This is a genomic window from Blastococcus mobilis (genome assembly GCF_900188025.1).
In the GTDB taxonomy this organism is placed as follows: domain Bacteria; phylum Actinomycetota; class Actinomycetes; order Mycobacteriales; family Geodermatophilaceae; genus Blastococcus_B; species Blastococcus_B mobilis.
The window spans coordinates 96,002-121,751 of the sequence record NZ_FZNO01000013.1 but is presented as its reverse complement, the minus strand read 5'-3'; the positions used below and the strand labels follow the sequence as shown (position 1 = coordinate 121,751).

24 protein-coding genes are annotated in these 25,750 nt (G+C 72.8%); 14 read left to right on the top strand and 10 right to left on the bottom strand.

Annotation, left to right across the window (positions count from 1 at the left end; genetic code table 11):
• Positions 1–28: 28 nt before the first annotated feature.
• Positions 29–754, top strand: a complete 726-nt coding sequence (locus tag CHB94_RS13310) for a response regulator transcription factor (protein ID WP_089337041.1) — start codon at positions 29–31, stop codon at positions 752–754.
• A 216-nt stretch (positions 755–970) separates the two neighbouring features.
• Here the strand turns inward: CHB94_RS13310 and CHB94_RS13305 are convergent, their stop codons facing one another.
• Entirely contained in the window at positions 971–1,372 is a 402-nt protein-coding gene (locus CHB94_RS13305) for a DUF5319 family protein (RefSeq protein ID WP_089337067.1), read from the bottom strand.
• Positions 1,373–1,506: 134 nt separating this feature from the next.
• Here CHB94_RS13305 and guaB point away from each other — a divergent pair, with 134 nt between their 5' ends.
• From guaB to guaA, 3 genes are read left to right on the top strand one after another with little or no spacing between them, the layout of a single operon-like run.
• Positions 1,507–3,021 carry an IMP dehydrogenase gene (gene guaB, locus CHB94_RS13300; protein WP_089337066.1) on the top strand — a complete coding sequence of 505 codons (1,515 nt, stop codon included), beginning with the start codon at positions 1,507–1,509 and terminating at the stop codon, positions 3,019–3,021.
• Position 3,022: 1 nt separating this feature from the next.
• Positions 3,023–4,159, top strand: a complete 1,137-nt coding sequence (locus CHB94_RS13295; RefSeq protein ID WP_089337040.1) for a GuaB3 family IMP dehydrogenase-related protein — start codon at positions 3,023–3,025, stop codon at positions 4,157–4,159.
• Positions 4,159–5,721 (top strand): glutamine-hydrolyzing GMP synthase, encoded by a 1,563-nt coding sequence (gene guaA / locus CHB94_RS13290; protein ID WP_089337039.1) that lies wholly within the window; start codon positions 4,159–4,161, stop codon positions 5,719–5,721. Before CHB94_RS13295 ends, guaA begins: the two co-directional genes overlap by 1 nt.
• Before the next feature lie 84 nt (positions 5,722–5,805).
• Here the strand turns inward: guaA and CHB94_RS13285 are convergent, their stop codons facing one another.
• Complete coding sequence (locus tag CHB94_RS13285; RefSeq protein WP_089337038.1) at positions 5,806–6,105, bottom strand: hypothetical protein; 300 nt, start codon at positions 6,103–6,105, stop codon at positions 5,806–5,808.
• Positions 6,098–7,042 carry a PspC domain-containing protein gene (locus tag CHB94_RS13280; protein WP_089337037.1) on the bottom strand — a complete coding sequence of 315 codons (945 nt, stop codon included), beginning with the start codon at positions 7,040–7,042 and terminating at the stop codon, positions 6,098–6,100. Before CHB94_RS13280 ends, CHB94_RS13285 begins: the two co-directional genes overlap by 8 nt.
• Positions 7,043–7,176: 134 nt before the next feature.
• On the opposite strand from CHB94_RS13280, the gene CHB94_RS13275 reads away from it, so the two are divergent.
• Both CHB94_RS13275 and CHB94_RS13270 read left to right on the top strand, forming a co-directional pair.
• Positions 7,177–8,385, top strand: coding sequence for an ATP-binding protein (locus CHB94_RS13275; protein WP_254920624.1), 1,209 nt, complete (start codon positions 7,177–7,179; stop codon positions 8,383–8,385).
• A gap of 2 nt (positions 8,386–8,387) precedes the next feature.
• A complete protein-coding gene (locus CHB94_RS13270; RefSeq protein ID WP_089337036.1) occupies positions 8,388–9,053 on the top strand; it encodes a response regulator in 666 nt (221 codons plus the stop codon).
• Between the two features lie 78 nt (positions 9,054–9,131).
• On the opposite strand, the gene CHB94_RS13265 is transcribed toward CHB94_RS13270, so the two are convergent.
• Together CHB94_RS13265 and CHB94_RS13260 are read right to left on the bottom strand one after the other, a co-directional pair.
• The gene (locus CHB94_RS13265; protein ID WP_089337035.1) at positions 9,132–9,866 is read right to left on the bottom strand and encodes a PIG-L deacetylase family protein; all 735 of its coding nucleotides are present in this window, start codon (positions 9,864–9,866) and stop codon (positions 9,132–9,134) included.
• Positions 9,863–10,048, bottom strand: a complete 186-nt coding sequence (locus tag CHB94_RS13260) for a hypothetical protein (protein ID WP_141137492.1) — start codon at positions 10,046–10,048, stop codon at positions 9,863–9,865. The genes CHB94_RS13265 and CHB94_RS13260 overlap by 4 nt, the downstream gene beginning before the upstream one ends.
• 127 nt (positions 10,049–10,175) lie before the next feature.
• Between CHB94_RS13260 and CHB94_RS13255 the strand changes: the two genes are divergently transcribed.
• Entirely contained in the window at positions 10,176–10,469 is a 294-nt protein-coding gene (locus CHB94_RS13255; RefSeq protein ID WP_089337033.1) for a hypothetical protein, read from the top strand.
• A 60-nt stretch (positions 10,470–10,529) separates the two neighbouring features.
• Here the strand turns inward: CHB94_RS13255 and CHB94_RS13250 are convergent, their stop codons facing one another.
• Positions 10,530–10,814, bottom strand: a complete 285-nt coding sequence (locus tag CHB94_RS13250; protein ID WP_089337032.1) for a chorismate mutase — start codon at positions 10,812–10,814, stop codon at positions 10,530–10,532.
• 208 nt (positions 10,815–11,022) lie between these two features.
• Positions 11,023–12,249 carry an acyltransferase family protein gene (locus CHB94_RS13245; protein WP_176445548.1) on the bottom strand — a complete coding sequence of 409 codons (1,227 nt, stop codon included), beginning with the start codon at positions 12,247–12,249 and terminating at the stop codon, positions 11,023–11,025.
• A gap of 268 nt (positions 12,250–12,517) precedes the next feature.
• Between CHB94_RS13245 and pcrA the strand changes: the two genes are divergently transcribed.
• Positions 12,518–14,827: a DNA helicase PcrA gene (gene pcrA, locus CHB94_RS13240; RefSeq protein WP_089337030.1), complete on the top strand. Its 2,310-nt coding sequence runs from the start codon at positions 12,518–12,520 to the stop codon at positions 14,825–14,827.
• A 220-nt stretch (positions 14,828–15,047) separates the two neighbouring features.
• Here the strand turns inward: pcrA and CHB94_RS13235 are convergent, their stop codons facing one another.
• Together CHB94_RS13235 and CHB94_RS13230 are read right to left on the bottom strand one after the other, a co-directional pair.
• Positions 15,048–15,821, bottom strand: coding sequence for a M23 family metallopeptidase (locus CHB94_RS13235; RefSeq protein ID WP_089337029.1), 774 nt, complete (start codon positions 15,819–15,821; stop codon positions 15,048–15,050).
• 268 nt (positions 15,822–16,089) lie between these two features.
• Complete coding sequence (locus tag CHB94_RS13230; protein WP_089337028.1) at positions 16,090–16,989, bottom strand: esterase/lipase family protein; 900 nt, start codon at positions 16,987–16,989, stop codon at positions 16,090–16,092.
• A 410-nt stretch (positions 16,990–17,399) separates the two neighbouring features.
• On the opposite strand from CHB94_RS13230, the gene CHB94_RS13225 reads away from it, so the two are divergent.
• Both CHB94_RS13225 and icmB read left to right on the top strand, forming a co-directional pair.
• A complete protein-coding gene (locus CHB94_RS13225; protein WP_254920623.1) occupies positions 17,400–18,272 on the top strand; it encodes a hypothetical protein in 873 nt (290 codons plus the stop codon).
• A gap of 55 nt (positions 18,273–18,327) precedes the next feature.
• Positions 18,328–18,735: a coenzyme B12-dependent isobutyryl CoA mutase small subunit gene (gene icmB, locus CHB94_RS13220; protein WP_089337026.1), complete on the top strand. Its 408-nt coding sequence runs from the start codon at positions 18,328–18,330 to the stop codon at positions 18,733–18,735.
• 63 nt (positions 18,736–18,798) lie between these two features.
• Here the strand turns inward: icmB and CHB94_RS13215 are convergent, their stop codons facing one another.
• On the bottom strand, positions 18,799–20,652 hold the full coding sequence (locus tag CHB94_RS13215) for a CocE/NonD family hydrolase (protein ID WP_089337025.1): 1,854 nt from the start codon (positions 20,650–20,652) through the stop codon (positions 18,799–18,801).
• Positions 20,653–20,831: 179 nt separating this feature from the next.
• Between CHB94_RS13215 and sucC the strand changes: the two genes are divergently transcribed.
• From sucC to CHB94_RS13195, 4 genes are all read left to right on the top strand, one after another.
• Positions 20,832–21,995 (top strand): ADP-forming succinate--CoA ligase subunit beta, encoded by a 1,164-nt coding sequence (gene sucC / locus CHB94_RS13210; RefSeq protein ID WP_089337024.1) that lies wholly within the window; start codon positions 20,832–20,834, stop codon positions 21,993–21,995.
• A gap of 88 nt (positions 21,996–22,083) precedes the next feature.
• Positions 22,084–22,962, top strand: coding sequence for a succinate--CoA ligase subunit alpha (gene sucD, locus CHB94_RS13205; RefSeq protein WP_089337023.1), 879 nt, complete (start codon positions 22,084–22,086; stop codon positions 22,960–22,962).
• Between the two features lie 277 nt (positions 22,963–23,239).
• A complete protein-coding gene (locus CHB94_RS25740) occupies positions 23,240–24,397 on the top strand; it encodes a hypothetical protein (protein WP_217899296.1) in 1,158 nt (385 codons plus the stop codon).
• Between the two features lie 85 nt (positions 24,398–24,482).
• On the top strand, positions 24,483–25,658 hold the full coding sequence (locus CHB94_RS13195) for a cell division protein PerM (RefSeq protein ID WP_089337022.1): 1,176 nt from the start codon (positions 24,483–24,485) through the stop codon (positions 25,656–25,658).
• Positions 25,659–25,750: the final 92 nt, after the last annotated feature.

The following is a 25,750-nucleotide window of genomic DNA, read 5'->3' as shown; positions in this document are numbered from 1 at the left end:
ACCGACCGGGGGGAGCGAGGAGCACGGCGTGATCGACGACAGGATGCGCGGGCCGGTCAACGGCGCCACCGTCTGGGTGTACGACGAGCGCCGGCGGGTCCGGGACGACGTCGCCTCGCGCCTGGTGGCGCTGCCCTTCGTCGGCCGGGTCGAGGTGGTCGGTGACGCCGCCTCGCTCATGTCGCGGCTGGCCACGCGGTCGCCGGACGTGCTGATCGTCGGAACCCAGCGTGCCGTCGACACCGGGTTGAGCGCCGCGACCCAGGCGCTGCGCGCCCACCCCGGCCTGCCCGTGCTGGTGCTCGGCGCCCCCGACGATGCCGAGAGCGTCCGCGCCGCCGTCGCCTTCGGTGCCCGCGGCTACCTCCGCTGGGACGCCAGCCCGATCGAGATGGGCCTCGGCCTCTCCCGCGTCGGGCTGCGTGCCGACGGCGGCCGCATCCCGCAGCAGGTCACCCCGGGGCAGCTGAACGGTGTTCCCGCATGGGGCGGCTCGGCGCCGCTGGCCGGCTCCGCGCCGACGACGGTGCGCTCCACGGTCCGTGAGGCCTCTCCCGCGGCAAGCCTCTCGATGCGCGAGATGCAGGTGCTGACCGGGATGAGTCAAGGCAAGAGCAACGCCCAGATCGGCCGGGAGCTCTACCTGTCCGAGGACACCATCAAGACCCACGCCCGCCGGCTGTTCCGCAAGCTCGGCGCCAAGGACCGCGCCGAGGCCGTCGCGACGGGCTTCCGCCGCGGCATCATGACCTGACGCAATGACACTGTGATCCTCCGGATCACACCGCGATTAGGAGCCGTACCCCTGAACGCGGAGCCGCTGCATCGCGCCTGCGCGGACCCCTCCGGGGCCCACTCGGCGCGATCGGTGCTCCGCGACCAGGAGCCGTACCCCTGAACGCGGAGCCGCAGCATCGCGCCTGCGCGGACCCCTCAGGGCCCACTCGGCGCGATCAGTGCTTTCCGGGGCTCAATCGTCGCGGGCGTGTCGGCCGCCACCCTGCTTGCCGGTGGGCTCCTCGCGCTCGGCCGTCGCCGCGACGCCGTCGGCGTACCCACTGGCGTAGTCCCAGCTGACGTAGTCGTCGGGGTTCGGGTCGAACGGCGGCTCGTGGCGGCCGGTCTGACCTTCGTCCAGCAGCTGGCGCAGGTTGGCCTGCATCAGAGCCCAGTCGACGTGGTGCTCCTCGTCACAGTCGGGGCAGTCCACGACGATGCCCTTGATGCCGGTCGGCTCCAGGAGGGTGCGGAACACCTCGAGCTCGGCCAGGTCGTCCAGGACGCCGGCACGCTCCTCCATGGTCAGCGGGGGCGGTCCTGCCGGGTCGGGGGACCCGAAGTCGGGACCGGAGGCGTCGTCGAACGGAGTCACGGTCCCACGGTAGCCGCCGACCAGGCAGGACACCGCCCGTCCAGGCCGCGGCCTACGATCGGATGTATTCCTCCCGCGTCCGGCAAGGTTGCCGACCGCGGCTCTACCCGATCTGCCGAAGGGTGGCCGTGCTCATGCAGCTCGACTCCTTGCCCGAGCTGCCGGCGAAGTTCGCCCCGCTCGGGTTGACCTACGACGACGTCCTGCTCATCCCCGGGGCGTCCGACATCGTCCCGACCGAGGTCGACACCAGCAGCCAGGTCACCCGCCGCATCCGGCTCGCCGTGCCGCTGCTCTCCAGCGCCATGGACACGGTGACCGAGGCCCGCATGGCCATCGCCATGGCCCGGGTCGGTGGCATGGGGGTGCTGCACCGGAACCTCGCCGCCGAGGACCAGGCCGGCCACGTCGACCTCGTGAAGCGGTCGGAGGCCGGCATGGTCACCAACCCGGTCACGTGCTCCCCGGACAACACCCTCGCCGAGGTCGACGCGCTCTCGGCCCGCTACCGCATCTCCGGTGCTCCGGTCGTCGACGCCGACGGCGTCCTCGTGGGCATCGTCACGAACCGGGACATGCGGTTCGAGACCGACCAGAACCGCCTCGTCCGGGACGTGATGACGCCGATGCCGCTGGTCACCGCGCCCGTCGGCGTCGACCCGGACACCGCGCTGACGTTGCTGCGCGAGCACAAGATCGAGAAGCTGCCCCTCGTCGACCCGGCGGGCCGGCTCCGCGGCCTCATCACGGTCAAGGACTTCGTCAAGCGCGACCAGTTCCCGCTCTCGACCAAGGACGCCGACGGGCGGCTGGTCGTCGGGGCGGCCCTGGGTGTCGGCGACGACGCCTACAAGCGGGCCGGGCTGCTGGTCGACGCCGGTGTGGACGTGCTCGTGGTCGACACGGCCCACGGCCACCAGCGCGCCGTCCTCGACATGGTCACCAGGGTCAAGAAGGACTTCGGGGGAGATCACGGCGTCGAGGTGATCGGCGGCAACATCGCCACCCGCGCGGGCGCCCAGGCGCTCATCGACGCCGGGGCCGACGCGGTCAAGGTCGGCGTCGGGCCGGGCTCCATCTGCACCACCCGGGTCGTCGCGGGCGTCGGCGTCCCGCAGGTGAGCGCCATCTACGAGGCCTGGCTCGCGGCCGGCCCGGCCGGCGTCCCCGTCATCGCCGACGGCGGTCTGCAGTACTCCGGCGACATCGCGAAGGCCCTGGTCGCCGGCGCGGACACCGTGATGATCGGCGGGCTGTTCGCCGGCGTCGAGGAGGCCCCCGGCGAGCTGGTCTTCATGAACGGCAAGCAGTACAAGACCTACCGCGGCATGGGGTCGCTCGGCGCGATGCAGAAGCGTGGCGACCAGTCCTTCAGCCGCGACCGCTACTTCGCCGACGACGTCCTCTCCGACGACAAGCTCGTCCCCGAGGGCATCGAGGGGCAGGTGCCCTACCGCGGTGCCCTCTCCGGGGTCGCCCACCAGCTCGTCGGTGGCCTGCGGGCCTCCATGGGCTACGCCGGTGCGGCCACGGTCGCCGATCTCAAGGAGCGCGGACAGCTGACCCGCATCACGTCCGCCGGTCTGGTGGAGAGCCATCCCCATGACATCCAGATGACCGTCGAAGCACCGAACTACCGGGGCCGCTGACATGAGCGCACGCGACACCGTCGAGATCGGTCTCAACCGGTTCGCCCGGCAGGGCTACGACCTCGACGAGGTCTCGATCGTCCCCTCCCGGCGCACCCGCGACGTCGACGACGTCTCGACCGCCTGGCAGATCGACGCCTTCCGCTTCGAGATCCCGCTGGTGGCCAGCCCCTCCGACGCCGTCATCAGCCCGGCGACGGCGGTCGCCGTCGGCAAGGCCGGCGGGCTCGGCGTGCTCAACGCCGAGGGCCTGTGGACCCGGTACGAGGACCCCGAGCCGGTGTACCGCAAGCTCCGGGACGCCGCCGGCCCGGACGCCCCTCCGGTGTCGCTGCTCCAGGACGTCTACGCCGAGCCGGTCAAGCCGGAGCTGATCGCGGCGCGGATCGAGGAGATGCGCGACGCCGGGGCGACGACGGCCGTGCGTGTCTCCCCGCAGCACACCGAGCAGCTCGCGCCGGTGGCGCTGGGTGCCGGGGTCGACCTGCTGGTCATCCAGGGCACGATCGTGTCCGCCGAGCACGTGACGACGCAGGGCGACGCCCTGAACCTCAAGCAGTTCATCGCCGACCTCGACGTCCCGGTGATCGTCGGAGGCGCGGCGAACTACACGACCGCCCTGCACCTCATGCGGACGGGCGCCGCGGGCGTCATCGTCGGCGTGGGAGCGGACAGCTTCTCCACCGGTGACGCCGTCATGGGCATCCGCGTGCCGCTGGCCAGCGCCATCGCCGACGCCGCGGCCGCCCGTCGCGACTACCTGGACGAGACCGGCGGCCGGTACGTGCACGTCATCGCCAACGGCCGGATCGAGACCAGCGGGGCCATCGCCCGGGCCCTGGCCTGTGGTGCGGACGCCGTCCAGCTGGGCGAGCCGCTGCGGATCGCCGCGGAGGCCCCGGCCGGCGGGATCTGGTGGGACTCCGTGGCCGCGCACCCGCGACTGCCGCGGGGTGGCACGTCTGCGCCGGTCGGTCCGGTCGGCTCGCTGGAGCAGGTGCTGCTCGGCCCGGCGGAGACCTCCGACGGGCGCACCAACCTCTTCGGTGCCTTGGCTCGGACGATGGCCAAGACCGGTTACCGCGACCTCAAGGAATTCCAGCGGGTCGACCTGGTCCTCGGGGGTCGGGCGGACTGATGGACTTCCCGACCGTCCTCGTCGTCGACTTCGGCGCCCAGTACGCGCAGCTGATCGCCCGGCGCGTCCGGGAGGCCGGGGTCTACTCCGAGATCGTCTCCTCCGAGGTCCCGGCCGAGGAGATCGTCGCCCGCAACCCGGCCGCCATCGTCCTGTCCGGTGGCCCCTCCAGCGTGTACGCACCCGGCGCTCCGCAGGTCGACCCGGTCCTGTTCGAGGCCGGCGTCCCGGCCTTCGGCATCTGCTACGGCTTCCAGGCGATGGCCCAGAGCCTCGGGGGAGAGGTCGCCCACACCGGCGACCGGGAGTACGGCGGAACGCCGCTGACCATCACCACCGGCGGGCGGCTCTTCGGCTCGCTGCCGGTGGAGCAGTCGGTCTGGATGAGCCATGGGGACGCCGTCAGCGAGGCCCCGCCCGGGTTCACCGTCACCGCGACGTCGACCGGTGCCCCGGTGGCGGCCTTCGAGGACGTCGACCGCAAGCTCGCCGGAGTGCAGTTCCACCCCGAGGTGCGGCACACCGCGCACGGGCAGACCGTGCTCGAGCACTTCCTCTTCGACATCGCCGGGCTGGAGCCGACCTGGACGATGGCCAACGTCGTCGAGGAGCAGGTCGAGCAGATCCGCGCCCAGATCGGTGAGGGGCGGGCGCTGTGCGCGCTGTCCGGCGGCGTCGACTCCGCCGTCGCGGCCGCGCTCGTCCAGCGGGCCATCGGTGACCGGCTCACCTGCGTCTACGTCGACCACGGGCTCATGCGTGAGGGCGAGACCGAGCAGATCGAGCGGGACTTCGTCGCGGTCACCGGCGTCGACCTGCGGGTGGTCGACGCCCGCGAGCAGTTCCTGACCGCGCTGAAGGGCGTCTCCGACCCCGAGGAGAAGCGCAAGATCATCGGCCGCGAGTTCATCCGCGTCTTCGAGCAGGCCGCCCTCGACGTCGTCGGCGACGCGAAGGAGCACGGCGACACCGTCGATTTCCTCGTGCAGGGCACGCTCTACCCCGACGTCGTCGAGTCCGGCGGTGGCAGCGGGACGGCGAACATCAAGAGCCACCACAACGTCGGCGGGCTGCCCGAGGACCTGCAGTTCCGGCTTGTCGAGCCGCTGCGGACGCTCTTCAAGGACGAGGTCCGCGAGGTCGGGCTGCAGCTGGGGCTGCCCGAGGCGATGGTGTGGCGCCAGCCCTTCCCGGGCCCGGGCCTCGGCATCCGGATCGTCGGCGAGGTGACCCAGGAGCGGCTGGACATCCTGCGTAAGGCCGACGCGATCGTCCGGGCCGAGCTGACCGCGGCGAAGCTCGACCGCGAGATCTGGCAGTGCCCGGTCGTGCTGCTGGCCGACGTCCGGTCGGTCGGGGTCCAGGGTGACGGGCGCACCTACGGACACCCGATCGTGCTGCGGCCGGTGTCCAGCGAGGACGCCATGACTGCCGACTGGACCCGGCTGCCCTACGACGTGCTGGCGAAGATCTCGACCCGGATCACCAACGAGGTGCGCGAGGTCAACCGGGTGACGCTGGACGTCACCAGCAAGCCGCCGGGCACCATCGAGTGGGAATAGAAGGACCCCGCTGCCCCCCCACGCCTCGCAGGCTCGGCGCGGGCCCCTGCAGCGGGGCCGTTCCAGCACGTCCGCTCCCCGTGTTCAGGTCCGGCGGCGGGCCTTCTTCAACTCCGAGACCAGCAGTGCGATCCCACCGCCGATGAGCAGGGCCCAGACGAAGCCGCCGTCCTCCCACATCTCGAGCGGGAGGTTCACGCCGGCCATCAGGGTGATGGCCAGGACGATGAAGAACACGCCGGGGATGAGGGCGCCCAGGTCCACCGCCCGGCGGGGAGCCGGCTCGACGTCCTCGGTCGACAGCGGGGTGACGGTCTGCCAGTCCTGCAGCTGCTGCTCCTGCCACGCGGTGGGCGTGGTGGGGAACTCGCTGTAGTCAGTCACGGGACACCTCCACGTCTCCGAAACCGGAGTTGATCGACAGGACGAACTCGGGCTCGCCGTCGTCGGTCCAGGACCGGGAGCCTTCGCCGGGGAAGAAGCCCTCGGTGTCGGACCCGCGGTCGAAGACCTGGACGTCGCCGGGACCGTGCTCGACGTCCAGCCGCACGTCGGCCGAGCGCGGCACCACGATCTCCAGGTCGCCGACGCCGTGCTCGATCCGGGTGGTCACCGGGCCGCCGGAGAACCCCCGGTCGAGCCGGGTCAGGTCGATGGTCATGTCACCGACGCCACCGCGGTACACGTCGCGGACCTCGGCGGCGGTGGCCGGCCGGTAGGTCCGGTCGCCCATGCCTTCCCGGGCGCCGTGCCAGTCCGCCGTGGAGGTGATCAGGGCGGCCGAGAGGACGACGCCGAGGGCGATGAGGCCACCGCGAGCGGTGCGGCCGCGGGTGAAGGCTGCCGCGACGAGGCCGAGTCCGACCACCAGCAGTGCGGACCCGAAGAACCCGCGGGCCGGGATGTCCCAGTCGCTGACGTTGGTCACCAGAGCCAGGAGACCGACCACGATGAGCAACCCGGCGATCGTCACGCCGGGCACGGGGGACCGCGGGCCGACCGGGGCCTTCTCCTGCAGCTCGACCGCGCTGCCAGGGTGCGGCCGTGGGCCGGCGGGCATGAGGACCCAGAGGAGCAGGTAGACGATGACGCCGGCGCCCCCGGCGAGCGTCAGGGCCACGAAGCCGACCCGCCAGAGCAGGGCGTCGATGCCGCTGTACTCGGCCAGCCCGCCGTTGACGCCACCGAGGATCTTGTCCGTGCGGTTGCGGCGCAGCTGGGGGCGGGCCGACGGCGGACCGGGCGGCGGGGGCGGCCAGGAGGGCGGCTGGGGCGAGGGCGGCTGGGGGGGTGGAGCCGCAGGGGGCGGTGCGGAGGTCATGCCAGAAGACTGCCGACCGGGGCGCCCGCGATGCATCAGGGAACGCCCCCATCCGACCCTGGTTCGGCCGGGACTGCTCTTCCAGGGTGATCACCGGTGTCGGAGGCGGGGGGCCCGGTGCGACGATCGAGTACGTGAGCACCACTGCGACCGGGGCGTCGCTCCGCCCGGCGACCGACCGGCCGCCCCTGGCGCGCCCACGGTCCGGGCGGCTGCTCGCGGGCGTCGCGGCCGGGACGGCCGCGCACCTGCGGCAGGACCCGATGGTCGTGCGGGTGGCCTTCGTCGTCCTGGCGACCACCGGCATCGGCGTCGTCATGTACGCGCTGCTCTGGCTGACCATGCCGGTGGCCGCTCCCGGCACCGAGGAGCCGGCCCCCGGCGCCTTCACCCTCGGGGCACCCACCGGGAAGCGGCAGCTGCTCGTCCTGGCGGTCCTCGGGTTCGCCGCGGTCGTCCTCGTGGGCCAGGTCGCCCGGCTCAGCAACGGCGCGCTGGTGCTCCCCCTCGTTCTCGTCGCGGTCGGGCTGGCCGTCATCTGGCGGCAGCTGGACACCGACCGCACGCTCTCGCTCCCCGGCGTCCGGTGGGCCCTGGCCGGTGGAGCTGCCCTGGCGGCGGGAGGCGTGATCCTGCTGCTGGCCACCACCGGCCAGCTCGCCAACGCCCGCAACGGTTTCGCCGCGACGCTGGTCATCCTCACCGGGGTCGTCCTGGCGACGGCGCCGATCTGGCGACGGCTGCTGGACTCCCGCGCGCAGGAACGGACGGCGCGGATCCGCTCGGAGGAGCGGGCTGCCGTCGCCGCGCACCTGCACGACTCGGTGCTGCAGACGCTCGCCCTGATCCAGCGGCATGCCGACGACCAGCAGGCGGTCAGCCGGCTGGCCCGCAGCCAGGAACGGGAGCTCCGTGCATGGCTGTACGACCCCGAGGTCGTCCGCGAGGGCGGCACCTGGGCCGGCCTGGTCGCCGGCATGGTCGCCGACGTGGAGGGCGACCACGCGCTCCTCGTGGATCCCGTGGTCGTGGGCGACGCCCCGGTCGACGAGGCGCTCGCCGCCCTCGGCGCGGCCACCCGTGAGGCACTGGTCAACGCCGCCAAGCACTCCGGCGCCACCGCCGCCGACCTCTACACCGAGGTCACGCCCGACCGGGTGTCGGTGTACGTCCGCGACCGGGGGAAGGGGTTCGATCCGGCGACGGTGCCCGACGACCGGCGCGGCCTGCGCGACTCGGTCAGCGGTCGCCTGACACGCATGGGCGGGACGGCGGCCGTCCGGTCGGCGCCGGGAGAGGGGACCGAGGTGGAGCTGGTGCTCCCCCGGGTGACGGCCGCGTGACCATGTCGACCGGACAGCCCCGGGTGTTCGTGGTCGACGACCACGCGATGGTCCGCGCAGGGGTTCGTGCCGAGCTCGGCGACGACGTCACGTTCGTCGGCGAGGGTGCCGACGTCGCCTCCGCGGTCGAGGGCATCCGGGCCACGCGGCCGGACGTCGTCCTGCTCGACGTGCACATGCCCGGCGGGGGTGGCCGCACGGTGCTGGAGACCCTGCGCGCGGAACTGCCCGAGGTGAAGTGGCTCGCGCTGTCGGTGTCCGACGCGGCGGAGGACGTCATCGCCGTCATCCGGGCCGGTGCCCGCGGGTACGTCACCAAGACGATCTCCGGTTCCGATCTGCTCGACGCCGTCCGGAGGGTCGCCGAGGGCGACGTCGTCTTCAGCCCGCGGCTGGCCGGGTTCGTGCTCGACGCGTTCGCCGCCGGAGGTTCGGCCGTCCCGGAGCGCGCCGAGGAGGCGACCGACCCGGGGCTGGACCTGCTCAGCTCCCGCGAGCGGGAGGTCATGCAGCTGCTGGCCCGCGGCTACACCTACCGGGAGATCGGCTCGCGGCTGTTCATCTCGGTGAAGACGGTCGAGTCGCACGCGTCCAACGTGCTGCGCAAGCTGCAGCTGTCCAACCGCAACGAGCTCACCCGCTGGGCGGCCACCAACCGCCTGCTCTGACACCTCGGCTGTGCCTCGACGGCGGGCCTCGGCGACCAACGGGTCCACCCGGCCGGACCGTGCAGAGGATCCGATGGATCAGGCGGTGTGGACGACGTGGAAGGCCTCCGCGAGCCGGCCGCCGGGCAGGCCGAAGCGCTGCGCGGTCTGGGCCATCCAATCGGTCACGAGGCCGTCCAGATCGGGCATGTGACCGACCTGGGTCACGTGGGAGCGCAGCGCGGCCAGCTTGCGGTCGAGCATGTCGGTGACGTCGACGGTGTGGTCCGCCCGTGGGCTGGCAGCCAGCCAGACCTCGGACACCGTCCAGGCCTCCAGGCCCTCGTCGGTCAGTAGTTCCGGGAAGGCGAAGGGGTTGCGAGCGTCGGGGTAGACCGCCCGCAGGGTCGCCTCTCCCGTGGTCATGTGGTCGGGGTGGCTGGCGCCGATCCGGTCCCAGAAGCGCTCCGGCGAGGTGGTGAGGACCCGCTGCGGCCGCACCTGGCGGATGACCCGGCTGATGTCCCGCCGCAGGTCCAGCGTCAGCTCCAGCCGTCCGTCGGGGTAGCCGAGGAACCGGACGTCGCTGACGCCGACGGCCGATGCGGCGGCCTGTTGCTCGGCCCGCCGCAGGATCGGCATCTGCTCGCGTGGCGTCTCGTCGAATCCGCCGGCGTCCCCGTCGGTCAGGATGCAGTAGGTGACCTCCGTCCCGCCGGTGGTCCAGGTCGCGACCGTGCCCGCGGAGCCGAAATCGACGTCGTCGGGGTGGGCGAGGACGCAGAGGACCCGCTCGACGTGCTCGGCGGGGATGCGGGTGAGGGGTGGGGTCACCCGCGCGAGCCTAGAAGAAGGACCCTCCTGCCCTCCGCCGCTCGCAGGCTCGCGGCGGGCCCTGCACGAGGGTGCGCCATGGCGGCGACCGGGTCGGGCATCACGCCATAGGTCCGGCGCGCGTACCGCTCGGCGAGGCGGTAGAGCGGGCTGCGGGGCGGGTCGAGCGGGATGCGCGTCATGTCGGTGTCCTCCATCGATGTGTGGCCGGGTGGTCGGCCATGCGATGAAGACGAGACAGCGGTCGCGGATGTGACATGCGGGCGGCGCTCCGGATGCGGCACGGATCGGGCCGGGCAGACTGCCGCGGTGGACACCTTCACCCTCTTCGTCGCGCTACGACCGGAACAGCCGCTGGACGACGACGCCGTCGACGCGATCGGTGCCCTCGTGCGGCCCGGGGACGACGACCTGCGGATCTGGCGCGAGGCCGGACGGGGGCTGCTCCGGGTGTCGACCGAGTGCCCCGCCGAGAACCTCGAGGCGGCGCTGGAGCTCGGTCATGCGCTGGGCGCCGAGGCGCAGACCGCGTGCCCCGGATCGCTTCTGGAGGTGTCGGCCCTGGGCGATGAGGACTCGCTGGTGTGGCGTTCCGTGCCTTGAGGCCTCACTGCAGGGTCTGGCCGCGAGCTTGCGAGCGGTGGGGGGCAGTGAGGTCCTCTTTCAGAGGCGGCCGCGGCCCTGGCGGAGCAGCATCATGCCGAGCGCGGCGCCGTCCGGGCCGAGGGCGTCACGGAAGCGGGCGAGCACCTGCTGCTCGCGGGAGAGGGAGAGCCGGGTGCCGCCGCTCGCGGCACGCAGCGCGCCGATCTCCTGCGAGATCGTGAGGCGGCGCCGTACGAGCTCGATGATCTCGGCGTCGCACGCGTCGATCGCGCTGCGCAGCTCGCCGATCCGTTCCACGTCGTTCCCGGTGACGGCGGCGGGGGAGGCGATCAGGGTGTTCATCGGGTGTCCTTCGGGTGCTGGTGGCCGTCGGACCCCGGAAACGGAAAACGCCCCGGGGCCTTCGGACCCGGGGCGTCTGTTGCGGCGTGTGCTCAGCCAGCGGTGACGGACACCGGATCCCGGTGGCCGTAGTAAAAGCTGACCGTGGCGAGCACGAGCAGGAGTCTGCCACACGCGTCGGGTGGAGGGAAACGACGCACGGCCGGGGTCAGCGGCCGACAGCCACCGGCGCCTCGGCCCCGGCCGCCGCGCACACGGCCGACCCGGGACCCGTGGCCGGGGCGGTGGGCCGCGGAGCGCGCAGCCGCAGTCGTGCCGGCTCCTCCACGAAGCGCCACAGCGCCCACGCCGCCGGGAGCGGCAGCAGCGGCAGCGCCAGTTGCAGGGTCACGGCCGGCACCGAGCCGCCCTGCAGCGAGGGGGCGATGTCCATGAGCGTCCAGACCGCTTCGAAGACGCCCATGTGGACGAGGTACAGCGCGAAGGAGATGCGGCCGCCCAGGACCATCGCAGGCGTCGACAGCGGCCGGGCCAGCCCTCCGTCGGTCAGGGCGAGCGAGGCGACAAGCACGGGGAACAGAAGGACGGCGACCCCGGCATGGTCCCGGCCGATCGCGTCGGCCCACCAGACGACAGCCAGGACCAGGACGGAGGACACCACCGTCAGCCGGGTCGCCGCCCGGGTCGCTCCGGGCCTGAGCGGGACGCGGGCGACGCACAACGCGACCAGCGCGCCGGCGAGGAAGCAGCCGGCCAGCCGCAGCAGCCAGCTCCACCGCCAGTCGTGCGCGCCCATCGCCAGGCAGCCGTACGCGAACGGGGTGACGGCCACCAGGGCGAGTGCTCCGAGGACGACGGGGCGCAAGCGGCGCAGCCGGTGGAGGACCAGCACGAGTGCCGGGAAGACCACGTAGGCCAGCCACTCGGCGCTCAGCGACCACCCGGGGCCGACGGGGCCGGTGGCGGCGTAGTCGGGCCGGTCCCACACCTGCACCAGGAACACCTGCCGGAGCATGGTGACGGCGTCGAGACGGGTCTCCGTGGACTCCATCCCCACGGCGAGCTGCTTGACGACCAGACCGGCGGTGGCGGCGGTGAGGACCACCATCCACGTCGGCCAGATGCGGCTGAGCCGGGCCCGGTAGAACCCGGCGGTCGCGCGCGCGGTCGCACGGCTGCCCATCACCGACACGTAGTTGTGCGTCAGCACGAAGCCGCTCAGCACGAAGAACAGGTCCACGCCGAGCCAGCCCGCCTCCAGCAGCGGCCACAACGGCTGGAGCGGGCGCAGCCACGGGGACTCGGGCGAGAAGAGCCAGAAGTGGTGCGCGACGACCCAGAGCGCGGCGACCGCCCGCAAGCCGGTCAGCCCCCGGATGTCGCCGCCCGACGGCCGCTGCGGCTCGGCCACCCACTGCCCCCGTCGTCCGATCACCGTGCGTGCTCCGCTCGTCACGTTAACCGGCGGATCGCGGGCCGGAGGGCCGCCGCGGAGCGGTGTCGGACTTCCGAACCCCGTCCGTCACACAGGGCTCGTCCGTGCCCGGCCGGGCGGACGACGGCGGGAGACGCTGCCGTGGGACGGGTGTGGCGCAGGTGGACGGCGCGGGGAGTGTCCCCCGACCGGCTTACAGTGATGTGGTCATGAACCCACCCCTCGAAAACGCTCCGCTGGCGCTCCACGTTTCCGCGGGGACCCCGGGATGAGCGTCCAGGAAGCCCTGCCGGGGGCCCAGCCTCTTCCCGGGACCGAAGCCCTCCAGCGCACCGCCAAGGGATCCGTCGGGCGTGAGCTCGAGCGGATGCTCGCCGGTCTCAACGGCCCGCAGCGGCAGGCCGTCGTCCACGAGGGCGGTCCGCTGCTCATCGTGGCCGGAGCCGGCTCGGGCAAGACCAGGGTGCTGGCGCACCGGATCGCCTACCTGCTGGGTGCCCGGCACACCCAGCCCGGTGAGATCCTCGCGATCACGTTCACCAACAAGGCCGCCGGCGAGATGAAGGAGCGAGTGGCCCAGCTCGTCGGGCCGCGCGCCCGCGCCATGTGGGTCTCGACGTTCCACTCGATGTGCGTCCGCATCCTGCGCGCCGAGGCGGCCAAGCTGGGCCTGAAGTCGTCCTTCACGATCTACGACCAGGGCGACTCCGTCCGGCTCATGACGATGGTGGCGCGCGACCTGGACCTCGACGCCAAGCGCTACCCGGGCCGCAGCCTCGCGGCACAGGTGTCGAACCTGAAGAACGAGCTCGTCGACGAGGAGGGCTACGTCCCGCAGACGGCGCCGGAGAAGGTGCTCGCGGAGGCCTACAAGCTGTACCAGCAGCGGCTCCGTCAGGCGCACGCGATGGACTTCGACGACCTGATCATGAACACCGTGCACCTGCTGCAGGCGTTCCCCGACGTCGCCGAGCACTACCGTCGTCGGTTCCGGCACGTGCTGGTCGACGAGTACCAGGACACCAACCACGCCCAGTACGTCCTCGTCCGTGAGCTGGTGGGCACCGGCGAGGGCCCCGTCCCGCCCGCCGAGCTGTGCGTCGTCGGCGACGCCGACCAGTCGATCTACGCCTTCCGCGGCGCGACCATCCGCAACATCGACGAGTTCGAGCGCGACTACCCGCAGGCCACCACGATCCTGCTGGAGCAGAACTACCGCTCCACCCAGCGAATCCTCAAGGCCGCCAACCAGGTCATCTCGCGCAACACCGGCCGGCGTCCCAAGAACCTGTGGACCGACTCCGGCGACGGCGAGCTCATCGAGGGCTACGTCGCCGACAACGAGCACGACGAGGCGGCCTGGGTCGCCGAGCAGATCGACGCGCTGGTCGACGAGGGCGTGGTCCAGCCGAAGGACATCGCGGTCTTCTACCGGACCAACAACGCCTCCCGTGTCTTCGAAGAGGTCTTCATCCGGGTCGGCATGCCCTACAAGGTCGTCGGCGGCGTGCGCTTCTACGAGCGCAAGGAGGTGCGCGACGCCCTGGCCTACCTGAAGGTCGTGGCCAACCCGGCCGACGTCGTCAGCCTGCGCCGGATCATCAACACCCCGAAGCGGGGGATCGGCGAGCGGGCCGAGTCCTGCGTCGAGTCCTTCGCCGACCGCGAGCGGATCGCGTTCGCCTCGGCGGTGCGGCGCTGCGCGGAGGTGCCCGACCTCGCCACCCGGTCGCTGAAGGCACTGCAGGAGTTCGTGGCGCTGCTGGAGGAGTTCGAGCAGCTGGTGGAGACCGGTTCGGGTCCGGCGGCGCTGCTGGAGAGCATTCTCGACCGCACCGGCTACCTCGCGGAGCTGCAGGCGAGCACCGACCCGCAGGACGAGGGTCGCGTCGACAACCTCAACGAGCTGATCTCGGTCGCCGCGGAGTTCGAGGCGGCCAGTCCCGGCGGGACGGTCACCGACTTCCTCGAGCAGGTCTCGCTGGTCGCCGACGCCGACCAGATCCCGGTGACCGGGGACGACGCCGGCGTGGTCACGATGATGACGCTGCACACGGCCAAGGGCCTGGAGTTCCCGGTCGTCTTCCTGACCGGCCTGGAGGACGGGGTCTTCCCGCACCTGCGCGCGCTGGGCGACCCGCGCGAGCTGGAGGAGGAGCGGCGGCTGGCCTACGTGGGCATCACCCGTGCGCAGAAGCGGCTGTTCCTGTCCCGGGCGACGGTGCGCACCAGCTGGGGCCAGCCGTCCTACAACCCGCCCTCCCGGTTCCTCGACGAGTTGCCCGCCGACACCGTGCACTGGTCGCGGCTGGAGCCGGCTCCGGCGTCCACGGGGTACTCGTCCGCGCAGTCCCGGGTGGCCGCGACCGGGCTGTCCACCGGCGGCCTGCGCGGTGGGGCCGGCAACCGTGCGGTCATCTCCGTGGACGTCGGCGACCGCGTCAGCCACGACGCGTTCGGTCTCGGCACCGTCGTCGAGGTCACCGGTGCCGGGGACAAGGCCCAGGCGACGGTCGACTTCGGCTCCGGCGGCACCAAGCGCCTCGTCCTGCGCTACGCCCCCCTCGTGAAGCTCTGACCTCCCGAGCGGGGCCCGAAGGGCCCCCGAGGGAGGTCAGAGTGCCGCCCAGCCAAGCCGGGGATGGGTGGGAGTCGCGGAACTCGACGCAGGACGCCCCGCGAGGTGCCCCGAGGAGTGGGGCCCGAAGGGTCCCCGACGAGGGAGCAACAAGGGCTCAACGCAGCGTGGGGACGGCACGTGGCCGCGGTGTCGGCCGGAGGCCGACGAATGGCACAGCTCAGATCTCCACGCCGCGCTCGGCGAGCCATTTCTCCGGGTCCAGGGGGCGGCCGTGCATGTCGCCGCGGTGGATCTCGTAGTGCAGGTGGGGGCCGGTGGAGTAGCCCTCGTTGCCCACCTTCGCGATCTGGTCCCCGGCGTGCACGATGTCGCCGGCAGCCACGTCGTAGTACCGCATGTGCCCGTAGATGTGGACGTTGCCGTCGGCGTCCTGGATGTAGACCGCGTTGCCGAACCCGGAGACGCGTCCGGCCTTGAGCACGACGCCGTCGGCGGCGGAGTAGATCGGTGTGCCCAGCGGAGCCGCGAGATCGAGGCCGTAGTGCATCTTGCCCCAGCGCGTGCAGTAGCAGGTGGTGAGCCGCCCCTGGGTCGGCAGCACGGTCTTGGGGGCACGGGCGGCACGGGAGGCGGCCAGCTCGCCGAGCCGGGCCTGCGCCTCGGCCTCGGTGATGCTCCGTCGTGCGCCGGCGTCGCCACTCAGTGCCAGGTCGGCGGCGACGCCGAGGCCGTAGTCGGAGGCCGTGCCGGTCATGTCGGCCGGCGTGCCGGTCAGGCCGGGCGCGGCAGCGAGGACGGCGCCCGCGACCAGAGCGGCCAACCACAGATGGGCACGGCGACCAGGGGGCTGCGGGACGCGCCGGCGCCGGGAGGGCGCCGGGGACGGGTGCGGCGGTGCCGCTTGGACGATCTCCGCGATGCCGGTTCCGGTGAGGGGCCTGCGCTCCGTGCCCGGCCGGTCGAGGACCTGCGCTGCACTGCTGACAGACAAGGCGCGCCTTCCGGGACGAGCACCTCCCCGCCGAACCGCTCGAGGGCGGCCCCGTCGGGGGAGCGACGGCGGCTCAGGACGACCGGGGGGTGGTGTCCGCCGATGGTCACCGGCGCCGTGATCGGACCGTAACGATGTGTCAGGGCAGGACAAAGCACCGCACAGCTCGTGTTGTGACTCGTGCGGTCGGTGGGGAATGTGTGGCTGCTCGCCCGCACCTTCGCAGGGAGGTCTGACAGAACCGGCAGGCCGGGCAGAGGGGAAGGACTCAGGCGACGGCGCTGGTGTCCCCGACAGGCAGGCAGGGCGCGCTGCGGTGACCGGCCAGCGTCGCGGCGACCTCGTCGACGACGGCCCGGTGCCGCGGCAGGCTGAGGTGCCCGACTCCGCGGACCAGGACGTTCCGGGCGTCGAGATCGGGATGGTCGCAGCGTCCGGAGCGGGTCGGGAGCACCATCTGGTCGAGGTCGCTGTAGATCGCGGTGATCGGAGTCCGGCAGTCCGGCGCCGGCTCCGTCAGCTCCTGCAGCCGGGCCGACCCGGGACGCAGTTGGCGGATGAGGGGAGCGGGCACGACGTGGGCGAGCACCGAGCCCTGGTGCGGCGTCCCCACGGTCACCAGGGAGGCCACGTGGCGGTCACCACCCTGCCGCTGCACGTGGTAGCGGGCGATGAGCCCGCCGAGGCTGTGCCCGACGACGTGCACGCTGTCGTAGCCGGTCTGCTGGCAGATGCGCTCGATGTGCCTTCCGAGGTCGTCCGCGCCGCGGGCGACGTCGGTCAGGAGCGGGCTGTAGTTCCACGTGCAGACGTGGGCGAACCCGCGGCGGCGCAGGCTGCGCTGCATCACCGTGAAGACCGACCGGTTGTCGACCAGGCCGTGCACCAGCAGGACCGGGATGCGGGCGGCGAGGGGATCGGCGGCGAAGAGGGCACGGGCCGCGGCGGACTGCTGTCCCGGCCGGCGCCGCGGGTCGAGGTGCAGTGCCGCGCTCCACGTGCCCAGAGGGTAGGTGAGGACGTGCGCGCCCACCCAGGCCAGCTCGGTGAGTCCACCGGTCAGCGTGGCCGGGCTGCACAGGGCGCGCAGACCGCCGAGGGGCGTGGCCGTGCTCGAGGAGCCCGTGTGCGACGCTGGAGAGGCGTCCGGACGACTCGTCTCGCGCATGGACCGATACCTCTCCGACAGTGCTCACACCGGCAGTGGCGCGGGTTCGGCCTACGCAGGTAAACGGCTATGTGTCCGTTCACCCGACGGTAATGCGCACGTGTGGTCGGCGTCACACATGGCAGGGCGGCCGTGAGCCGATCGAGTCCGGTTCGTGACCGGATCGCAGCCATCCGTGCCCACGCGACCGCCGACCGCGGCCGCAGACTGGGGGCTACGCCCAGGCGAACGAAGGGGGAACCGTGTCCCGCGACGCCCGTTCCGGGCCGATCAGCGGCCGTGTGACACCGACGGCTCGTCGGGCGGCCGCGACCCGGCCGGCGCCGTCGATACGCCGCACCGCGCGGCCCGCACCGGCGCCGTCCCCGGGGGAGGGCCTCGTCGTGGGCGCCGTCCCTGCGATTGCGCGCGTGGCCGGCGCCCTGCTCGTGCTGGCCGCGCTCGCCGGAGCGGCTGCAGCCTTCCCGGTCTACCTCGTCGTCGGCGGGCAGGAGCTGCGGTCGGCCGACGGCTTCGGCAGCGCCTTGGTCGCCCTGCTCGTGCCCGCGATCCACCTGGTCGTCGGCGGCGTGCTCCTCCGCGGCGTCGTCCCGAAGTTCGGCCTCGCCTACGCGGGGGTGGCCGGGACACTGGCGCTCGGTCACCTGATGATCGAGATCTACCGCGGCCGCACCTCCACGGCCCGCCCGGGCGTCGAGATCCTCGCCGGGGAACGTGTGCTGACCAGCGGTATCGAGGCCGGTCCTGGGTGGGTCCTCGGCGTGATCGCGCTCGGTCTCACGGTCCTCGCCGGAGCCGTCGCCATCGCGGCGTGGGGGCGGACCGTCATGGAGGACGGCGGCAGGCTGGACCCGCTGCGGTCGGGACTGGCCGGCGCCGCGATCCTGCTGGGCGTCACCACCGTGCTGTCGCTGGCGCTGCCCGCGGTCGACGTGCCCGATCAGCTGGTCACCGATCCCGCGACCGGACTGGAGATGGTCGTGACGCAGGAGGGCCCGCAGGCGCTCCTGGAACGGCCCGGGCTCGCGCTGATGGGCGGGCTGCTGCTCGCCGGCGCCATCGTGCTCTGCTCGGTGATCGCCCCTTCCCTCCGGCCGCGGCTGGCCGCCGTCGGCGGGCTGCTCGCCGTGACCGTGGCCGTGTTGGCCACCGCCCTGACGGCGGTGCGGGACGCCGCCGCCTCCGACGAGCTCGAGTGGACCCTGCCCGGTGCCGGCCTGCTGGCCACCGGGGTGGGGTACGCCCTGCTCACGATCCTGGCCTGGCGGCTGCGCCGCGCGTGACCCGGTCGGGCGAGGTCGGTGCCTGGGCTGCCCCGTTCTGCTTAAGCTGCGCGTCGTGGACGAACGCATCCGGGTGGTCATCGCCAAGCCGGGCCTCGACGGGCACGACCGCGGCGCCAAGATCGTCGCGCGGGCCCTGCGCGACGCCGGCATGGAGGTCGTCTACACCGGCCTGCACCAGACGCCGGAGCAGATCGTCGAGACCGTCATCCAGGAGGATGCCGACGCCGTGGGGCTGTCGGTGCTCTCCGGGGCGCACATGACGCTGTTCGCGCGGCTCGCCGAGCTCATGGACGAGCGCGGGATCGACGACGTCGTCGTCTTCGGGGGCGGGATCATCCCCGAGGAGGACATCCCGGAGCTCGAGCGGCTTGGTGTGGGCCGCATCTTCACGCCGGGGGCGACCACGACCGAGATCGTGGACTGGGTGCAGCAGCACGTCGGCGCGGCCGCGGGCGCCTGAAAGAGGACCCTCCTGCCCCCCACCGCTCGCGAGCTCGCGGCGGGACCCTGCAGGAGGGCCGACTCAGCCGACCACGGGCAGGGTAAGCTGCTGGACGATCCCCTCGCCGGTGGTCAGGCTCACGGCCTGCCGCAGGTCGGTCCCGCGGTAGGCCATGTCGCCGCCCGCGAGCACGACGGCGAGCCGATGTCCAGCCTCGAAGCGGTGCACGATCCCCGGCAGCTCGATCGTGACCGGCCGGCTGACGTCGCCGATCCGCACGGGGGAGACCAGCCGGTGCGGCAGCTCGACGGGCGCTCCGTCCGGGCCGATGTCGTAGAGCTTCGCGAACGCCACGAGCTGCCCGTCGGGCCCGAGCGCCTCGGTGAGTTCGGCGCTGGAGTCCAGGGTCACCGTCAGCCGGGGGGACCCCACGACGTCGACCGGTGCGGCCAGTGGTCCCGTCGCGAACTGGATCGCGCTGCCGGGCGGGTCGAAGACCGGCTGCGACTGGTCGAGCGCAGCGGTCTCGGTGTAGTTCGGCCCGACCGGTGCCGTGCTGGCGTAGGTGCTGGTCCCCGCCGCGACGGCGCCGGGATCGGTGACCAGCGCGCCGCCCGAGGCGTCCTCGCTGGAGAGCAGCAGCGTCTGCTCGGTGCCCACGGGGAAGGCCGGCGCCGAGCTGTAGGCCTGCTCGATGTCCCCCGTGGCCTCGAAGACCCAGTCCCGGTAGTAGGAGAAGGTCGACTCGGGCGCCGGGCCCTTGCCGCGGACGTAGTGCTCGAACCAGGCCAGCGCCTGGCGCCCCTGGTGGGACTCCGCGGGGTGGCGCAGGTCCAGCTCACCCTTCGCCGGCGTCGAGTTGCTGTGTCCCCAGGACTGCCAGACCAGTGACACCGGCGTCCCCTGAGCCTTGAGCGAGGTGTAGGTGGCGACCGATTCCTGCAGGTTGAAGAGGGTGTCCGCCTGGCCCTGCCCGATGAGCGTCGGGACGCGGATGTCGGCCATGTAGGAGGCCACGGAGTTGGACCGGAGGAAGTCGATGGTCGCCTGGCTCGGGTGGCCCTGGAGGCCGACCTCGAGCAGCGCGGTGCACACCGGGCGGTCGAAGTTCGCGCAACCGTCGAGCACGAAGGTCTCCCATGCGGCCCGGTCCTCCGGTGAGGGGACGTCCGCCGCACCGTTGGCCACGCCGAGCCCGCTGAAGAGCGCGGCCCACTGGTACTTGAAGACGCCGGTCTGGCCCGAGCTCACCGAGCCGCTGCGGGCCGTCCCACCGGGCAGGTCGCTGTTCTCCGGGGCGAGGGAGTAGGCCAGGTCGTTCCAGGTGATCAGGGGGATGATCGCGTCGAGCCGGTCGGTGCCCGCGGCATGCTCCACCGCCGCGGCCGCGAACTGGATCTGACCGCCGTAGGAGCCGCCCGTCATGCCGACGGCCGGGTCGTGCTTCGTGCCGGTCGCGCGGTCCTCGCGGATCACCTGGTCGACGACGACCCGCCGGCCCGTGGCGTCGTCGACGGCGACGATCGACCGGTCGCCGCCGAGGAAGCGGATCAGCTGGCTCGCCGCGGCCCCGTCGTGCTCCCGGTCGTCGAGGGTGATCGGGCAGGGGTCGCCGTCGACGAACCCGATACCGGTGTAGGAGAGGGTGACGTAGCCGTGTTCACCGAAGCCCTGCGCGAGGGCGGCCTGGTCGTCCTTGGTCCCCCCGAAACCGTTGGTGGCCAGCAGGGCGGGCGCGGGGTGCCGGCGGGACACGCCCGCCGGCACGTACAGGTCCGCGTCGATCGTGCAGGTGCGGTTCTCCGGACCGAGACCGGTCACGGTGATCGTCAGGTCGCGCGGAACGATCTCGGTGGCCGCGGCGGGTGGGGCCAGCGCGGCCATACCTCCGGCGGTCAGCATCGTCGTGACCAGGACGGTCGTGGCTCGGCGCACGCGGGGCTCCTCGTCGGCGGTGATCGGGGTCGTGCGGGGCCGGCGTGTGGCAGCACTCCGGAACGAGGCTCCGGAGTGCTGCGAAAGGGTGACGCACCGTGTGATGCGCCCCACGCCTTCCCGTTCCCTTCAACGCCCGAGGGGGCGACGTGGTTACGGGCGGGCTACGGTGCCTGTTCGTGGATCTTTTCGAGTACCAGGCCCGTGATCTGTTGGCCTCGCACGGCGTTCCCGTGCTCCCGGGTGGCGTCGCCGAGACCCCCGAGCAGGCGGAGGCGATCGCGCGCGAGATCGCCGCGCCCGTCGTCGTCAAGGCGCAGGTGAAGACCGGCGGCCGCGGCAAGGCCGGTGGCGTCAAGCTCGCCGACGACGCCGACGAGGCCAAGGCGCGCGCCCAGGACATCCTGGGGCTGGACATCAAGGGGCACATCACCCAGAAGGTGATGGTGGCCCAGGCCAGCGACATCGCCGAGGAGTACTACTTCTCCTACCTGCTCGACCGGTCCAACCGCACCTTCCTGGCGATGGCCTCGAAGGAGGGCGGCATGGACATCGAGCAGCTCGCGGTCGAGCGGCCCGAGGCGCTGGCCCGCATCCCGGTCGACGCGAGCAAGGGTGTCGACGAGGCCAAGGCCGCCGAGATCGTCGACGCGGCCGGGTTCCCCGGCGAGGTGCGCGACCAGGTCATCGCGATCGCCGTCCAGCTGTGGGACGTCTTCTCGAAGGAGGACGCCACCCTGGTCGAGGTCAACCCGCTGGCCAAGGCCCCGGACGGCACCGTGCTCGCGCTCGACGCGAAGGTGACCCTCGACGAGAACGCCTCCTTCCGGCAGCCCGAGCACGCCGCGCTCGAGGACGCCGCCTCCGCCGACCCGCTCGAGGCCGCGGCCAAGGAGAAGGACCTCAACTACGTGAAGCTCGACGGCGAGGTCGGGATCATCGGCAACGGTGCCGGCCTGGTCATGAGCACCCTGGACGTCGTCGCCTACGCCGGTGAGGAGTTCGGCGGCGTCAAGCCGGCCAACTTCCTCGACATCGGCGGTGGCGCCTCGGCCGAGGTCATGGCCAACGGGCTGCACATCATCCTGGGCGACCCGGCCGTGAAGAGCGTCTTCGTCAACGTCTTCGGCGGGATCACCGCCTGCGACGCCGTGGCGAACGGCATCGTCAGCGCCCTGGGGATCCTGGGCGACGAGGCGACCAAGCCGCTGGTCGTCCGGCTCGACGGCAACAACGTCGAGGAGGGCCGGCGGATCCTGGCCGAGGCCAACCACCCCCTGGTGACCGTGGTCGACACGATGGACGGCGCCGCACGCCGGGCCGCCGAACTCGCCGCCGCCTAATCGCCCCGCAGCCTCGTCCACAGGCTCCCCCCGAGCGTGCGAGGGGTGAGGAGGACGGGGTCCTTCTTCCGAGACAGGACCAAGAGAGATGTCGATCTTCCTCAACGAGAACAGCAAGGTCATCGTCCAGGGCATGACCGGGTCCGAGGGGCGCAAGCACACCCAGCGCATGCTCGCCTCCGGCACCGCCATCGTCGGCGGCGTGAACCCGCGCAAGGCCGGTGAGAGCGTCGACTTCGACGGCACCAGCGTCCCCGTCTTCGGTGGCGTCGCCGAGGCGATGAAGGAGACCGGCGCCGACGTCAGCGTCATCTTCGTGCCGCCGCCGTACGCCAAGGCCGCCGTCATCGAGGCCGTCGACGCCCAGATCGGGCTCGCCGTCGTCATCACCGAGGGCATTCCGGTGCACGACTCGACCTACTTCTGGGCGCATGCCCAGGGCAGCTCGACCCGGATCATCGGCCCCAACTGCCCTGGCCTCATCAGCCCCGGGCGCTCCAACGCGGGCATCATCCCGGCCAACATCACCCAGGCCGGGAAGATCGGGCTGGTCAGCAAGTCCGGCACCCTGACCTACCAGATGATGTACGAGCTCCGGGACATCGGTTTCTCCACCGCCGTCGGCATCGGTGGGGACCCGGTCATCGGCACCACGCACATCGACTGCCTCCAGGCCTTCCAGAACGACCCGGAGACCGAGGCCATCGTGATGATCGGTGAGATCGGTGGCGACGCCGAGGAGCGGGCCGCCGACTTCATCAAGGCCAACGTCACCAAGCCCGTCGTCGGCTACGTCGCCGGCTTCACCGCGCCCGAGGGCAAGACGATGGGCCACGCCGGCGCGATCGTCTCCGGCTCCGCGGGCACCGCGCAGGCCAAGCAGGAGGCCCTCGAGGCCGCCGGCGTGCGGGTGGGCAAGACCCCGTCGGAGACCGCGCGCCTCATGCGGGAGATCGTCAGCAGCTGAACGAAGGCCCCCTCCTCGCCACCCCTCGTAGAAGGACCCCGCCCTCCTCACCGCTCGCACGCTCGCGGCGAGCCTCTGGGCGGGCCGCCCCGGAGGGGGCCAGCACCTTCACCCCGCTGCCCGGTGATCTCCTGTGAGGTCGCCGGGCAGCGGTGTCTCCGCACTCCGACCGATCATCACGGACCGGCGACGAGGCGCCTGTCGCGGTTGCGGCGGGGTGCTCCGGGCGATGACGATCGGCTGGCACACCCCGACGCTCTGCAAGGAGAGCCCTGCGATGACGGCCAGCCAGCCTCCCGAGCCGCCTCCGGGCCGGCAGCCGGAGCACGGGCATCAGCAGCCTCCGGAGGGTCCGCCGTCGGGGTACGGGCAGCCCGGGCAGCAGCCCCCGCCGGGGTACGCGCCGCCCCCGGGACACGGCTCGCCGCCCGCCCATGGCCAGCACCCGGCCCCGGGGTACGGCCCTCCGCCCGGATACGGCCCTCCGCCCGGGTACGGCCCTCCGCCGGGGTACGGCCCTCCGCCGGGGTACGGCCCTCCGCCCGGGTACGGCCCTCCGCCCGGGTACGGCGCTCCGCTCGGGTACGGCCCTCCGCCGGGGTACCAGCCCGGTTACGGCCCGCCCGGCCAGGGCCGGTACGGGCAGCGTCCCCGCCCCGAGGTCTCCGTCGACCTCACGCGGCTGAGGCTCGCCGACTACGTCATCGCCGTCGGCACATTGCTCTTCTTCCTCCTGGCGTTCTTCCCCTGGTTCACCTTCGGGGACGACTTCTTCGGGTTCAGCCTCAGCGGTTTCGACTCGGGGACCGTGACGTCGGCATTCGTGCTGTTCTTCCTGGCCACGACGTGGGCGGTCCTTCCGGCCTTCGTCGACCTGAAGCTCGGCTTCCCGCACTCGTGGGTCACCGTCGGTCTGGCGGCGCTCGCCTGGCTGCTCACCCTGCTCGCCTGGATCGAGAGCTTCGACGGTGATTTCTCCGTCTGGGCGCTGCTGGGTTTTCTGACGGCGACCACGATCCTGGCGTTCGCCGGGCTCGCACTGGTGCCGGAGTTGCACCACCGGCCGGCGCCGCCTGGTGGACCGGCCGATGCCGCGCACGGGGCTGCTCAGCCGGCCACTGCCTCCGGCCAGCATCAGGGGTATCCCCAGCAGTCCTACGGGCAGGGCGGCCACCCATGGGGTGCCCACGGGTCGGGTGCCCACGGGTCGGGTGCCTACGGGTCGGGTGCCTACGGGCCGGGTGCGTACGGGTCTGGTCCGTACGGGCCGGGCGGATACGGGCCCCCGGCGCAGCCGCACGGCCAGCCGTCACAACAGCAGCAACAGCACTCCCCGCCGCCTCTCGGGCCCGGAACCGTGCCGCCGTCGGGTGGCTCGACCGCATCGGGTGAGGGGTCGAGCACGCCGGGTTCCGGCGAGCGGTCGACCGCCTGACCGACCGCCCGCGGACGGCGGATATCCCGGGCGGCCCCGGCGCGTGCGGCCGCGCCCGGCGGGGCGCTCTTGCGACAGTGGGGGGGTGGTCTCCCTGCTCGCCCGATTGCCCGGGCGGACCCGCGCGGGCGCACTCCCGCTCGTCGGTCTCGCCGGGGCTGCCTCCGTGGCGGTCAGCGCGGTCGGCCTGGCCGGTCTGGCTCTCGCGCTCGTCGTCGTCCAGACGCTCGACCCGGTCGGCGGTCGTTCCGTCGGGGACTCGGTGGTGCTGGCCGGGCGCCTGTGGCTGCTCGCCCAAGGCGGCGAGCTGCGGATCGCCTCGGGCCCCCTCGTGCTCGCCCCGCTGCTGCTCACCCTCGGTCTCTGCTGGGGGCTGGCCCAGGCAGGTCGTGGGATCGTCCGGCTCCGCACGCCGGTCGCCCGCGCGGACGCGATACGCATCTCCGGCGTCGTCGCCGGAGTCCACGTTCTCGTCACGGTGCTGCTGGCGCTCCTGCTCGACGCCCCAGAGGCCCGCGTCGGACTGCTCCGGACAACGGTCGGCGCCGCGGTCCTGGCCACGGTCGCCGGCTGCTGGGGAGTGGGCCGCGAGTCCGGCCTGTTCGACGACGCGCTCGACCGCGGCCCCGCCCGCGCCGTGCTGCGTGGCGTGCTGGCCGGGCTGCTGACCGCTCTGGGGCTGTGCACCGCGGTCGTGGCGGTCGCCGTGGTCGCCGACGCCCGCGGCTACGCCGCGCTGTCCGGGTCCCTGGGCGGCGCGGGCGCCGGTGCGGTCGGCCTCGCGGGGCTGGCCCTGCTCCTGTTGCCCAACGCGGCCGCCGCGGTGCTCGGGCTGGCCGCCGGCCCCGGATTCCACGTCGGCTCGGGAACGCTGGTCTCGGTGCACGGGGTCACCCTCGACGCGGTCCCGGCGCTGCCGCTGCTGGCGGCGCTGCCGGACACGCAGGCGGTGCCCCTGATCGCATTCGTCTCACAGGTGATCCCGGTCCTTGCCGGGCTGGTCGCCGGGATGACGGTGGGTCGCTGGTTCGGGGACGCCGACGGCGGCTCGCTGACCGCGGGTCTCGCCGGCATCGGCACCGGGGTGCTCCTCGGCGTCGCCGGCGGCGTGCTGGTGTGGCTGGCCGGGGGCTCGCTCGGCGACGGCGCCATGGCCCAGGTGGGCGCCCCGCCGCTGGCCACCGGGGTCGCGATCGCGCTCCAGAGCGGGATCGCCGCAGCCGTGGCCGCGGCCGTCAGCCGCTGGCGCGCCCTCGGCTGAAAGAGGACCCCCTCGCCCCCCACAGCTCGCAGGCTCGCTGCGGGCCCCTGCGAGGGGGCCGGGGGGACGGGGGCCTTCAGGGGGTCCTTATA

What these genes read in the sequence shown, in the direction of transcription:
- CHB94_RS13230 (WP_089337028.1), bottom strand. Translation starts at nt 16,989, where the DNA reads ATGCGCGAGACGAGTCGTCCGGACGCCTCTCCAGCGTCGCACACGGGC.
- sucD (WP_089337023.1), top strand. Translation starts at nt 22,084, where the DNA reads ATGTCGATCTTCCTCAACGAGAACAGCAAGGTCATCGTCCAGGGCATG.
- guaA (WP_089337039.1), top strand. Translation starts at nt 4,159, where the DNA reads ATGGACTTCCCGACCGTCCTCGTCGTCGACTTCGGCGCCCAGTACGCG.
- guaB (WP_089337066.1), top strand. Translation starts at nt 1,507, where the DNA reads ATGCAGCTCGACTCCTTGCCCGAGCTGCCGGCGAAGTTCGCCCCGCTC.
- CHB94_RS13295 (WP_089337040.1), top strand. Translation starts at nt 3,023, where the DNA reads ATGAGCGCACGCGACACCGTCGAGATCGGTCTCAACCGGTTCGCCCGG.
- CHB94_RS25740 (WP_217899296.1), top strand. Translation starts at nt 23,240, where the DNA reads ATGACGGCCAGCCAGCCTCCCGAGCCGCCTCCGGGCCGGCAGCCGGAG.
- CHB94_RS13260 (WP_141137492.1), bottom strand. Translation starts at nt 10,048, where the DNA reads ATGACGCGCATCCCGCTCGACCCGCCCCGCAGCCCGCTCTACCGCCTC.
- CHB94_RS13270 (WP_089337036.1), top strand. Translation starts at nt 8,388, where the DNA reads ATGTCGACCGGACAGCCCCGGGTGTTCGTGGTCGACGACCACGCGATG.
- pcrA (WP_089337030.1), top strand. Translation starts at nt 12,518, where the DNA reads ATGAGCGTCCAGGAAGCCCTGCCGGGGGCCCAGCCTCTTCCCGGGACC.
- CHB94_RS13250 (WP_089337032.1), bottom strand. Translation starts at nt 10,814, where the DNA reads ATGAACACCCTGATCGCCTCCCCCGCCGCCGTCACCGGGAACGACGTG.
- CHB94_RS13280 (WP_089337037.1), bottom strand. Translation starts at nt 7,042, where the DNA reads ATGACCTCCGCACCGCCCCCTGCGGCTCCACCCCCCCAGCCGCCCTCG.